12 protein-coding genes are annotated in these 12702 nt (G+C 54.6%); 2 read left to right on the forward strand and 10 right to left on the reverse strand.

Features of this window, described 5'->3' with window-relative positions; genetic code table 11:
- The first annotated feature begins 396 nt into the window (after positions 1-396).
- Positions 397-3723, forward strand: a complete 3327-nt coding sequence (gene pulA / locus ACG1BZ_RS20170; protein WP_413663380.1) for a pullulanase-type alpha-1,6-glucosidase — start codon at positions 397-399, stop codon at positions 3721-3723.
- Positions 3724-3875: 152 nt separating this feature from the next.
- Positions 3876-5150 carry an amidohydrolase family protein gene (locus tag ACG1BZ_RS20175; RefSeq protein WP_413663381.1) on the forward strand — a complete coding sequence of 425 codons (1275 nt, stop codon included), beginning with the start codon at positions 3876-3878 and terminating at the stop codon, positions 5148-5150.
- 125 nt (positions 5151-5275) lie between these two features.
- Here ACG1BZ_RS20175 and ribA read toward each other — a convergent pair whose 3' ends face one another.
- The 10 genes from ribA to nrdR all read right to left on the reverse strand — a co-directional run bounded on the left by ribA (position 5276) and on the right by nrdR (position 12580).
- Complete coding sequence (gene ribA, locus ACG1BZ_RS20180; RefSeq protein WP_108734569.1) at positions 5276-5893, reverse strand: GTP cyclohydrolase II; 618 nt, start codon at positions 5891-5893, stop codon at positions 5276-5278.
- A gap of 17 nt (positions 5894-5910) precedes the next feature.
- The gene (locus ACG1BZ_RS20185) at positions 5911-6546 is read right to left on the reverse strand and encodes a TIGR02281 family clan AA aspartic protease (protein WP_413663382.1); all 636 of its coding nucleotides are present in this window, start codon (positions 6544-6546) and stop codon (positions 5911-5913) included.
- Between the two features lie 18 nt (positions 6547-6564).
- Positions 6565-7053: a phosphatidylglycerophosphatase A gene (locus ACG1BZ_RS20190; protein WP_413663383.1), complete on the reverse strand. Its 489-nt coding sequence runs from the start codon at positions 7051-7053 to the stop codon at positions 6565-6567.
- Between the two features lie 42 nt (positions 7054-7095).
- Complete coding sequence (gene thiL, locus ACG1BZ_RS20195; protein WP_413663384.1) at positions 7096-8037, reverse strand: thiamine-phosphate kinase; 942 nt, start codon at positions 8035-8037, stop codon at positions 7096-7098.
- Between the two features lie 10 nt (positions 8038-8047).
- Positions 8048-8491 (reverse strand): transcription antitermination factor NusB, encoded by a 444-nt coding sequence (gene nusB / locus ACG1BZ_RS20200; RefSeq protein ID WP_282931196.1) that lies wholly within the window; start codon positions 8489-8491, stop codon positions 8048-8050.
- Positions 8492-8560: 69 nt separating this feature from the next.
- Positions 8561-9031: a 6,7-dimethyl-8-ribityllumazine synthase gene (gene ribE / locus ACG1BZ_RS20205; protein ID WP_108735355.1), complete on the reverse strand. Its 471-nt coding sequence runs from the start codon at positions 9029-9031 to the stop codon at positions 8561-8563.
- 77 nt (positions 9032-9108) lie between these two features.
- The gene (ribBA, locus tag ACG1BZ_RS20210; protein WP_413663385.1) at positions 9109-10230 is read right to left on the reverse strand and encodes a bifunctional 3,4-dihydroxy-2-butanone-4-phosphate synthase/GTP cyclohydrolase II; all 1122 of its coding nucleotides are present in this window, start codon (positions 10228-10230) and stop codon (positions 9109-9111) included.
- A 78-nt stretch (positions 10231-10308) separates the two neighbouring features.
- On the reverse strand, positions 10309-10971 hold the full coding sequence (locus ACG1BZ_RS20215; RefSeq protein WP_108734575.1) for a riboflavin synthase: 663 nt from the start codon (positions 10969-10971) through the stop codon (positions 10309-10311).
- Positions 10971-12116, reverse strand: coding sequence for a bifunctional diaminohydroxyphosphoribosylaminopyrimidine deaminase/5-amino-6-(5-phosphoribosylamino)uracil reductase RibD (gene ribD / locus ACG1BZ_RS20220; protein WP_413663386.1), 1146 nt, complete (start codon positions 12114-12116; stop codon positions 10971-10973). The genes ACG1BZ_RS20215 and ribD overlap by 1 nt, the downstream gene beginning before the upstream one ends.
- Entirely contained in the window at positions 12113-12580 is a 468-nt protein-coding gene (nrdR, locus tag ACG1BZ_RS20225; RefSeq protein ID WP_108734577.1) for a transcriptional regulator NrdR, read from the reverse strand. The genes ribD and nrdR overlap by 4 nt, the downstream gene beginning before the upstream one ends.
- Between the last annotated feature and the right edge of the window lie 122 nt (positions 12581-12702).

Below are 12702 nucleotides of genomic sequence, written 5' to 3' on the forward strand. Positions count from 1 at the left end.
AAGTACCTGGCGGGCTATGGGCAAATTAGCACTACCCGGGGATAGGAGCAAGGATAATCCCGGGAAGCCTCTTAGTAATTGCCCCGCCACAAAAAGCAAAGCCGGCAAAAGCCGGCCTTCGAATCCGATTACAGCGAGTGCATCACCTTTCTCGACTCACCATAACCCGATCAGTTGAGTATAGATCCGGCTTTTTCTTTCGCCATCGCGTTTACTCGAGAAGCATCTTCTCCTGCGGGTGTTTCCACCAAGTGACGAATTTATAAAGGTTTTATGACACCCCCAACCACCTCCCCCAGACCTCCACCTCCTCGGGGTGGGAGGCCGTCAATGCGTGACTACGATTCAATACCAACTGAGAGAACCGCAACAAGTACAAAAAAAATGGGAAGCGCTATGCCAACAACAAAATTCACAGGGCCCGGCACAAAGGCCGGGCTGATTCTGGGGGCAGTCTTCTGCTCCATCCAAATACCGGTGTGGGCATCTGACACACCAGACCCCACAGAGGTCAATATTCCCGGCAACCTACAAAGCCAACTGGGCTGCGATGGCGACTGGCAACCAGGTTGTGTCGCCACCCTGCTCAGCTATGACAGCGAAGACGACAAATGGCAAGGCAACTTTTGGATACCCGCCGGCAACTGGGAGTACAAAGCCGCTCTCAACAACAGCTGGGATGAAAATTATGGCTGGGGCGGCCAGCGGGACGGCGGTAATATTCCCCTTAGCCTGGATGAGGCGCGCGAAGTTAAATTTATCTACGACCACGAGAGTCACTGGATCACCGACAACCACAATAGCGTGGTCGCCACTGTAGCCGGCAACTTCCAATCCCTGCTGGGGTGCCCGGGAGACTGGCAACCCGGTTGCCTGCGCAGCTGGATGCAGGATGCCGATGGAGATAGCACCTACACCTTTATCACCTCAGCGCTTCCTGCCGGCTCCTATGAATTCAAGGTAGCCCTGCACGAAGGCTGGGAGGAGAGCTACGGCAACAATGGAGCCAACGTCAGCTTTACCGTGGCTGCCGATTACGATGAAATCTACTTTGCTTTTGACTCGAATAGTAAAGAAGTCACCGTCAGCAGTGATGGCTTCGCCAAGGGTGACCTGAGCAGCGATAAAGCTCACTGGGTGGATAGCAGCAGCTTTGCCTGGGATATCCAGGTGCAGGAAGGCACCAAGGTTAAATTGCACTACAGCAACACCGCCGAGCTAAAACTGGAGGACGGTGATATCCGTTCCGATGGCACCATCGATCTCACCCCTCTCGCCACCCTGCCCGACAGCGCCCAACAAAAATTCCCGCACCTGGCCAGTTTCAGTGCCTGGCAATTGCCGGGGCAGGCTTCCACTGGTGATCTGGTCACCCAGCAACTCGCCCTCGCCGCTTACGATGCGGAGGGCACGTTACTGGATGCGACTGGTGTGCAGATGGCAGGCGCGCTCGATGATCGCTTCTACTACGACGGTGAACTCGGTGCCCGTGTCGGCGAGGAGAATATCCAGCTCGATCTTTGGGCTCCCACCGCACGGGCAGTAAAGCTGCACCTGTTTACAGACTCCAGCAGCGATAGCGCCGATCAGGTGGTATCCATGCTGCGCGATGAATCTACCGGGGTTTGGAGTGCCGATATCGACAAGCAGTGGGACCGCAGCTTTTACCTCTATGAGGTCGAGGTGTATTCCTACTTCAGCCGTCAGATTGAAACCAACCTGGTCACCGACCCCTACTCCCTGAGTCTCTCCATCAATAGCGGCAAAAGCCAGATCATTAACCTGAATGACCGGGACCTGATGCCGCGCGGTTGGGACCGCCTGCGCAAGCCCAAGTTAACCCAGCCAGAAGATATCAGTGTCTACGAGCTGCACGTACGCGATTTCAGTATTGCGGATCAAACTGTCCCCGAAGCAGAGCGCGGCACCTTCAAGGCTCTCACCCGCAAGCACAGCGACGGCATGCGCCACCTCAATAAACTGGCCCGCGCCGGCCTCACCCATATCCACCTGCTGCCGGCCTTTGACTTTGCCACAGTCAATGAGGATCGCACGCAGCAGCAGCAAACCCCGGACCTCTCAGACTACGCATCGGACAGCAGCGAGCAGCAGGCCCAGGTAGATGCGATTCGCGATACCGATGGCTTTAACTGGGGCTACGATCCATTGCACTACACGGTCCCCGAAGGCAGCTATAGCAGCGCTCCCGATGGACCTGCGCGCATTCGCGAATTCCGTCAAATGGTGCAAGGGTTATCTCACTCCGGCCTGCGACTGGTGATGGACGTGGTTTACAACCACACCAGCTCCTATGGCCAATACGACAACTCCGTACTCGATAAAATCGTCCCCGGCTATTATCACCGCCGCAATCTGGAAGGCGGTGTGGAAATGAGCAGCTGCTGCGCCAATACCGCCAGTGAGCACGCCATGATGGAAAAGCTGATGATCGATTCCCTGGTCACCTGGGCCCGGGCCTATAAGGTGGACAGCTTCCGTTTCGATCTGATGGGACATCACAGCCTCGACAATATCCTCAAAGCGCAAGCGGCACTGCAATCACTGACCCCGGCAGCCGATGGTGTCGATGGCAGCGCTATCTATCTGTACGGCGAGGGCTGGAATTTTGGCGAGGTGGCTGACGATGCTCGCTTTGTACAGGCCCGCCAGGGCAATATGGCCGGCAGCGGTATCGGCACCTTTAACGATCGCCTGCGCGATTCCGTGCGTGGTGGCAACCCCTTCGGAGGCTTTGAGGAGCAGGGCTTTGGTACCGGTCTGTTCACCGACAGCAACGGTAAGTTTGAGGGAGAAGATGAGCGTGCCACACTGCTTACCCTGGCAGATAAAGTCCGCGTTTCCCTCGCCGGCAACCTGGCGGATTATCCTTTTGAAGATGCCAACGGCAATATCATTACCGGCAGCGAGCTGGTCTATAACGGCCAGCCCACCGGCTATACTGCCGACCCGCAGGAATCCATTAATTATATTGCCGCCCACGACAACGAGACGTTGTTCGACGGAGTACAGATCAAAGCCAGCGACAGCGCCGACTTGGCTGAACGAGTGCGTATCCAGGCATTCAGTAATTCCCTGGTTCTGTTCGCCCAGGGAGTGCCGTTTATCCACGCAGGCCAGGATTTCCTGCGCTCAAAGTCGATGGATCGCGACAGTTACAACTCCGGTGACTGGTTTAATGCACTGGACTTCAGCCTCGCCACCGATAATTGGGGTGCGGGTTTACCTATCGCAGATAAAAACGAAGATAACTGGTCCCTGATGCAACCTTTACTGGCAAACCCGGAACTGGCTCCCGAGCGCCGGCACCGCTTGTGGAGTTCTGCTCTATTCCGCGAGCAACTGGCGATTCGCAACAGCTCTCCCCTGTTCCGCTTGTCTGATGCAGAGTCCGTAGAGGCACACCTTAATTTCCTCAACACCGGACCCGACCAGATTCCTGGGCTGATTGTGATGGAGTTATCCGATTCCAATGGCAACATCGATCGCCGCTTTGAACGTATTGTGGTGCTATTTAATGGCGATGACGAATCATTGGAATTTACCAGCGAAAACCTTATTGGTGAGTACCTATTCAAGCACCCACGTCAGCGCCGATCAGTAGACTCACGCCTGCACAAAGTAAAATTTGATAGGAGCAGCGGCACCTTTACTCTGCCCGGCCGAACTACCACAGTATTTGTGCAGCCACGCCGTAGATATTAATTCTTTATAAATTTTAAAAGGCCGGATTTTCCGGCCTTTTTTTCATTTTTTAGAAACTAATTTCCCGGCTCTCACCAAGTAATCAGCTCGCAATTGTCATATTCCGCAGATTGATTTAGCGTGTACCTAAATAATAAATAGGTGTACAAATCATGAAGCGTCTCCTTCTCTGCGGCATCGCAACTCTTCTCTCATCCGCGACACTGGCAAAAACTACTGTTATCCATGCAGGCACACTCCTCGCCGTTCCCGGTGAGAAACCTTTGCAAGAGCAAAGTGTAATTATCGAGGACGGCAAGATCAGTGCTGTCAGATCCGGTTATGTAAGCCCGGATAACGCTGAAGTCATTGATCTTAAGAATAGTTTCGTAATGCCGGGCTTAATGGATATGCACGTGCATTTACAAGGTGAGCTGGGCCCTAAAAATGATACCGAGGCTCTCAAGATGTCCATGCCGCTGACCCAGATGCGCTCGCAAATGTTTGCCATGCGAACCCTGGAGTCTGGTTTTACCACTGTGCGCGATGCTGGTAACAGTGGTGAAGAAATGTATGCGATGCGCGATGCGATCAATAAAGGTTGGGTAGATGGCCCGCGAATTGTTGCAGCCGGCAGGGTGGGAATAACTGGTGGCCACGCAGATATCAGCGGGGTCAGTCCAGAGCTAATGGAGCTGCATGATGACAAGACCAAAACTGTATGCGACGGCCCCTACGAGTGCCGACGCGCGACCCGCCATGCGATCAAATATGGTGCTGACTTTATCAAGATTACCTCTACCGGTGGTGTGCTCACCGATCGCGCTACCGGAACTGGTCAGCAGATGGAAATGGATGAGTTAAAAGAGGTGGTCCTTGCAGCCAAACGTATGGGCCGCAAGGTGGCCAGTCATGCGCATCAGGAAGAAGGCATTATCGCCGCACTCGAGGCTGGTGTAGACAGTATTGAGCACGGCACCTACGCAGGTCCCCGCGCCCATAAGTTATTTAAAGAAACCGGCGCTTATCTGGTTCCGACACTTCTCGCCGGCGATACTGTGGTACAGCTGGCAAAAAATACCGATGTCTTATCTGAGGCTCAGAAGGAAAAAGCCATTCGTGTTGGCACAGACATGCGCGGCAATTTCCGTAAAGCGGTCAATGCCGGAGTAAAAATTGCTTTCGGTACCGACTCAGGTGTATCCAAGCACGGCATCAATGCCCGCGAGGCGGTACTGATGAGTGAAGCCGGTATGGACAATATGGCCATCCTGCAATCCGCTACCGTTAACGCCGCCGACCTGATCGATATGAGCGATTCACTGGGCACCATTGAGTCCGGTAAGTACGCCGATATTATCGCCACCGATGGCTCGCCACTGGATAATATCGATGAACTTTTAGATGTGGATTTTGTGATGAAAGGGGGCAAGGTCTTTAAGAATTAAAAGCTTCTGAAAAGTTTAATAGCGAAATTAAAATATTCGAACCCAGTTTTAATTAATTTCTACAAAATAAAAAAGGCCGGATAACTCCGGCCTTTTTTATTGGGGTGCTTCAAGAAAAGTGAAAGTTAGTTTTCCTCTTTTCCTTCTTCATCCTCATTTTCGATCAAGTGACCAAGTTTGCCTTTTTTGGTGGACAAATACTTGGCATTGTGGGGATTGCGTCCGGACTGGTGCGGCAGGCGCTCAGTCACATTGATGCCCAAGTCCTCCAGCGCTTTAACTTTGCGCGGGTTATTGGTCATCAAGCGAATGGCATGGATACCCAGGTGTTCGATCATTGCTTTCAGAATCGAGTAATCCCGCATATCGGCGCCAAAGCCCAACTGCTCATTGGCTTCCACCGTATCCGCACCACAATCCTGCAAGTGGTAAGCGCGAATCTTATTTAACAGACCGATACCTCGGCCCTCCTGGCGGAGATAGAAAATAGCTCCACGCCCCTCCATCGCTATGCGATGCATCGCATGTTGTAGCTGGGCACCACAATCACAGCGCAGGGAGAAAAGTGCATCTCCGGTCAGGCACTCAGAATGAATACGGGCCAACAGAGGCTCTTCGGTATCGAAGTCACCCATGGTGAGTACCACGTGCTCTTTTCCGGTTTCCACTTCCTCGAAACCGTGCATCTCAAACATACCCCAAGAGGTGGGCAATTTTGAGGATTCCACAAAACGAATGGTCAACTTAATACCTCTTTAAATCAGTGTCGAGCGCGCAGTAGCAGCACGCCGCCCTGCTGTTCCATATCAACCCGACTGAGAAAACTATTGCCGAGAAGCACTACGCTGGGAAAATCATCGGAGTGTACAGTCGCATCAACATTGTGAAGCTTGATTCCGCCAATGGTTACACTGTTCAAGCTCACTTTGTAAGCCCTGGTAACTCCATTGGCAGTGGAAACCCGTATTTCTTGTGCAGTATCCAAATTCAAACCGAGACGGCGAGCGGTGGGATAATTGAAGGCAATGCTGGTAGCACCGGTATCCACCATCATCGGCACTCTCAAACCATTAACCCAGGCATCCGTCATGTAATGACCCCGGCTATCAGCGGAAAGCCGTACTTCAGCTTTTGCCGCCTTGGCAAAACTGGTTGCGATAGGAGCTGCCAAGGTCAGCTTTTGCTCCTGCCCAGCAACACTGATCCGTGCATAACGAGTAGTCGCTTCCAACAGGGTGACGCCCTCTGGGGATTTTTGTCCCGCCTTAAGGATTTTCTGGCGGCCATCAATCTCCAGCATGGCGCTATCGCCAAACAGACCTTTTAGCTGCACCTGCTGAGCATTGACATTCAGTGCAAATAAAAAGCTAACTACAAATGCAAAATAGCTGCGCATTGATCTTCCCTATCCAACCTAGACACCCAGTACCCATGCGGTTAATTGCAGCACCAGTGACGCGTAAACGGCGGCCAGTATATCGTCGAGCATAATTCCAACGCCACCTTGCACCTTGCGATCAGCCCAACCAATGGGCGGGGGCTTGGCAATATCAAATATCCGGAAGAGGACAAAGCCGTACAGTGCCCAAGCCCAACCTGCAGGAGCCATAAACATGGTGAGCCAGTAGCCCACCATTTCATCCCAAACAATACCGCCGTGATCGTGAACTCCCATTTTCTTAGCAGCTGCACCACATAGATAGCAACCTACCACACCAGTAACAAACACAATGGCCAGATACCAGAATGGAGGCAAATCCTTCATCAACCACCAAAAAGGAATCGCTGCCAGGGTACCAAACGTACCCGGCGCTTTGGGTGCCAGCCCGGAGCCGAACCCAAATGCCAACAGTAGGGTGGGATCGCGCAACAGCTGGGAAAATGTCGGGTTGTTAATGCTCATGTTATTGAATTCTCACAAAGGCACTATGGTCTACACAATGACTTAAAAGTGCCTATAGCCTGGCGATTGAGCAACCCAGGGGTTCCCGTGATAGGAGCAGCGTACCTGCGGCTCCCCCTCAACGAGTTTCCCTATGGGTGTGAAACCCAGCTGACGAACTTGATCAACAGCGGCTGCCGGTGCAGTAAAACAGAGCTGATAGTCATCCCCTCCACAGGCCGCCAGCTCTACGGCGGTATCAGCTGCCAATCGATTGGCCAGGGGTGCTATGGGCAGAGATTCCAGGTTTATTTCTGCTGCCACACCGCTCGCTTTGCAGATATGGCCCAGATCCCCCAATAATCCGTCGGAAATATCCAACGCACTGGTAGCAATGCCTGCAATCGCGCTGGCGGTTTCTAATTGCGGCTCGGGAAAATAGAAAGCCTGCTCCGCCTCCCGCCGCACTGACTCAGTCACATTCCGCTCTGCCAAAATAACGGGCAGGGCTGCTGCGGCAGCGCCCAGTGGGCCGCTCACATAAATATTGTCGCCGACAGAAGCGCCGTCCCGCCGGAGGGGCTTTTCGGTATGGCCGATCACCTGAATCGTAATGGACAAGGGGCCAGCGGTAGTGTCGCCACCCACAAGGGAAACCCCAAACTTGCCAGCAGTTTCCAGCAGGCCACTGGCGAATTTCTCCAGCCAAACGGAGTCGCTATCGGGTAAGGTCAGGGCAAGGGTAAACCAGAGGGGGCGGGCATTCATTGCCGCCAGATCACTGATATTCACACGCAGTGCACGGCACGCAACCATGAATGGGTCAGCACCTGCGGGGAAGTGACGGCCTGCTACCAGGGTGTCCATAGAAGTGGCCAACTGCCCGCTGACAGGTGCTTGCAATAGCGCGCAGTCATCGCCAATCCCCAGGGCTACACCTTCGCCCTGGGGAGCGCGGGCGAAGTAATCGCGGATGATCTCAAACTCCCCCGGCGCTTTAGACATAATTGCTGGCTCAGCCCTTCTTGTCTGCGGCTACCTCTGCCGAGCGCAGGTCCGCAGCGGTCTTATCCAAAATGCCGTTGATAAACTTGAAGGCATCGGTGGGACCAAATTTTTTCGCCAGGGCCACCGCCTCATTAATGACAACCTTGTAAGGTACATCGATACGGTTTTTCAGCTCGTAAGTGGCCATGCGCAACAGCGCGCGGGATACAGGGTCCAGGTCTTCCACTTTGCGATCCAGGTGCGACGTGTAAGCGCCCTCTACCTCATCGAGGTTTTTCGCTACGCCGTGGAAAATATCGCGAAAATATTCCACGTCGGTTTTGCTCATATCATTATCGGCGTGAAACTCGGCCTCAATGGAATTGAGGCTGGCGCCGGCCATCTGCCACTGATAGAGCGCCTGCATGGCGTAGTGACGTGCCTTACGGCGGGCGGATGCAGTTACGGTCATTGTCTTTTCCGGTAGATACTTCACAGAATGGGCTGCACCGGCACACCTTTTGTGCCGGCGCGCCGGCAATTAAATCTTGCCGAGTAGGGAAACCATTTCCAGGGCGGTTTCGGCAGCTTCACAACCTTTGTTGCCAGCCTTGGTGCCTGAGCGCTCGATAGCCTGCTCAATGGAGTCCACAGTCAGCACGCCAAAGGTGACGGGAATACCAGTATTCATGGATACCTGAGCCAGGCCTTTGGTGCACTCGCCAGCCACATACTCAAAGTGGGGGGTGCCACCACGGATAACCGCGCCCAGGGCAATAATGGCGTCAAACTTTTTAGTCTCAGCCAGCTTCTGTGCCGCCAGGGGAAATTCGAATGCGCCCGGGGCGTAGTAGATAGTGATATCTTCATCCTTGATACCCTTGCGGCGCAGGGTGTCCAGTGCACCATCCTTTAGGCTTTCAACCACAAAGCTGTTCCAGCGGCTCACCAACAGTGCGTATTTGCCCGTACTGCCGACAAAGTCCCCTTCGATCACTTGAATATTGCTCATAATTTTCAATCCGTATTTCTTGTCCATCGCCGCCGCTATCAGGACAGTAGCGGCGCTTCAGTATTGTTACTCTTTTATTAGGGTTGCGGCGCCTCTACGTTCAGGTATTCCTCTACCTCCAGGTCAAACCCGGAAATAGCACTGAACTTGAACGGTGCGCTCATCAGGCGCATTTTGCGCACCTTGAGATCCCGCAGAATTTGCGAACCGGTACCTACCTGCTTGTACACCAGATCCTGGCTGGGGCGCTGTTGCTTGCCGCTGATCAGCCAATCAATACTCTCTTCGATTTCTTCGGTGGTTTCGTTGTGGCAGATCAGTACCACAACACCCTTGCCCTCTTCTTCAATACGCTGCATCGCGCGACGGAAGGTCCACGGGGTGAATTTTTCATCGCCGCGCTGAATCGTAAGCACATCGCGCAGAGTATTTCCCACATGCACACGAACCAGGGTCGGCTCTTCTGGGGTGGGGTCGCCTTTAACAAAGGCAAAGTGGCGCTCGCGGCGGGCCTTATCGAGATAAGTGCGCAGCTTGAACTCACCGAACTCGGTGCGCACCTTGCGCTCATTAACGCACTCAACGGTTTTCTCATTCAGGGCGCGATAGGTAATCAGGTCGGCGATAGTGCCGATCTTCAGGTTGTGCTCTTTCGCGAACTTTTCCAGGTCCGGGCGGCGGGACATGGTGCCGTCTTCATTCATGATCTCAACAATCACCGCAGCCGCCTCAAAACCCGCCAGGCGGGCCAGGTCGCAACCGGCTTCGGTGTGGCCTGCGCGGCTTAATACACCGCCGGGCTGGGCCATAATGGGGAAGATATGGCCGGGCTGTACAATATCGCTGGGCTTGGCATTTCTGGCCACAGCGGCGCGAACCGTACGCGCGCGATCGGCGGCGGAAATACCGGTGGTGACACCCTCTGCCGCCTCAATGGATACGGTGAAGTTGGTGCTGAACTGGGCTCCGTTGTCCCGCGACATCAGCGGCAGGTCCAATTGCTCACAGCGCTCTTTGGACATGGGCATACAAATCAGGCCACGGGCATGAGTGGCCATAAAGTTGATGTCTTCAGCGCGAATCTGCTCCGCAGCCATCACCAGGTCGCCCTCGTTCTCGCGATCTTCATCATCCATCAGGATTACCATTTTGCCCTGGCGGATATCGTCGATCAGTTCTTCAACCGTATTTAGTTCCATGGTTAACTCTGGATAAATTTATCAATTGCAAATAGAGCGGCTATCGCTGCTGTTTTCGCCGTGGTGCACGGCCCATCTTTAGCGCTTGTAAAACCCGTTCTGGGCCAAAAATTCGAGGGTCATACCCCCACCACTAGGCTTGGCTGCCTCATCACCGAGGAGTAGCCGCTCCAAGTAGCGCGCAATCAGGTCCACTTCCAGGTTGACCCGAGTACCGGCGGTATAGCCGGCCATAATCGTTTCCTGCAACGTGTGTGGCACTATGGTGAGTTCAAACTCAGCCCCATCCACGGCATTGACCGTGAGGCTGGTGCCATCGACGGTGATAGACCCTTTATGGGCAATATAGCGAGCCAGATTTTCCGGTGCGCGCAGGCGGAATCGCTCGGCGCGAGCCTCGGACTTGCGCCATACCACCTCGCCAATACCATCCACATGGCCGCTGACAATGTGTCCACCCAGGCGGGTCTGGGGTGTCAGTGCTTTTTCCAGATTGACCCGATCGCCTTTTTTCCAGCGGCCCACCGTTGTCACATCCAGGGTTTCCGCAGAGACATCCGCCCAGTAACCATCACCGGGCAGGTCCACAACCGTGAGACAAACACCATTGGTGGCGATACTGTCCCCCAGTTGCACATCACCCAGATCCAGCTTACCGCTGCGCACACGCACACGCAGGTCGCCACCCTGGGGTTTTAACTCTGCGATCTCGCCTAAGGCTTCAATAATTCCGGTAAACATCAGCGCTCGATATCGGTTGTTGCAGTAATGCGCCAGTCGTGACCAACTGCGCGCATATCGGTAATCGTAATCGGCAGCATCGAGCCCATACGCTCGATAGGCAGTTCAAACAGCGGCCGCCCGGTGCTACCCAGCAGTTTTGGCGCCATATAAACAATTATTTCGTCGACATGGCCACGATAGAGGAATTCACCAGAGAGGGTCGCACCGCTCTCTACCAAAACTTCATTGCACTGGCGTCGCGCCAACTCCTTGAGCAGGGCGAGCAGGTCTACGCGGCCCTCTTTGTCGTGGGGTAAAACCACGACTTCCGCACCCGTTTTCTCAATACGCTCGCGGCGCTCGGCCTCCGCGCGCTCTGTCGTGCACACCAATGTGGGGGCATCCCCCTGCAAAATAAAGGCTCTCGCTGGGGTGCGCAGCTGACTGTCAACAATTACCCGCAGCGGCTGCACTTCGGCGGCTCGCTCTGCGGCCAGCATTTCCAGTGCCATTTCATCGGCGCGCACATTGAGATTGGGATTGTCGAAGCGCACCGTCTCAACCCCGGTGATCACCGCACAACTGCGAGCGCGCAGGCGCTGTACATCGGCGCGAGCCGCTGGGCCCGATACCCACTTTGACTCCCCACTGGCCATAGCGGTGCGCCCATCCAGGCTCATGGCGGATTTGCTTCGCACCAGGGGCAGTCCCAGGGTCATACGCTTGATAAAGCCAGGGTTTAGAGCGCGACACCTCTCTTCCAAGATGGGGCCTTCCACTTCGATCCCAGCATCGCGCAATATTTGCAATCCGGCACCGCTGACATTCGGATTCGGGTCCTGCATTCCGTAAATAACCCGGGCCACGCCGGCCTTTACCAGCGCCTCGGCACAGGGACCTGTGCGGCCGGTATGGCTGCAGGGCTCAAGAGTGACATAAACCGTAGCCCCCTGAGCCAGGTCGCCGGCATCACTCAGGGCTTCGATCTCAGCGTGGGGTTCGCCGGCCCGCTTGTGCCAGCCTTCACCGACAATATTGCCATCCCCGTCAGTAATCACACAGCCCACTCGCGGATTCGGCATAGTGGTGTAGAGACCGCGCTCTGCCAACTGAATAGCGCGGGCCATCAGTGCTTCCGCACTGTGTACAACCGTTTGACTCATTCTGTCTTCGATCCCTTACTGGTCAGGCGTTCAATCTCTTCTCTAAACTCGCTGACATCCTCAAAACGGCGATAGACAGAAGCAAAGCGCACATAGGCCACCTGGTCCAGCTCACGCAGTTGCTCCATCACCAATTCACCAATAGCACGCGCCGGCAACTCCCGTTCTCCGGTCGCCTGCAGGGCGTGTTTTATTTGAGATACCGCCGACTCCACCCGCTCAATACTCACCGGGCGCTTTTCCACAGCGCGCTGAATACCCGCGCGCAACTTGTCTTCATTAAACGGCTCGCGCTGGCCGTTTTGCTTGATCACTCGCGGCAGCAGCAGCTCCGCAGTTTCAAATGTGGTAAACCTCTCGTGGCACTCCAGGCACTCGCGCCGGCGGCGTACTTGGTCGCCCTCAGCCACCAATCGGGAATCGACTACTTTTGTTTCTTCTGCGCTGCAGAACGGACAGTGCATGTGGGATTATCCCCGGAATGGAAAATGGGCCGCAGTTTACCACAGCCGTTGCACTGTGTGACCGCGGCACGCACAGCCACAGTGCATCGCAAATTCAACAGGGACACATAAAAAAAGCGGCT

The organism is Microbulbifer sp. CNSA002 (genome assembly GCF_047324085.1).
Classification (GTDB): Bacteria; Pseudomonadota; Gammaproteobacteria; order Pseudomonadales; family Cellvibrionaceae; genus Microbulbifer.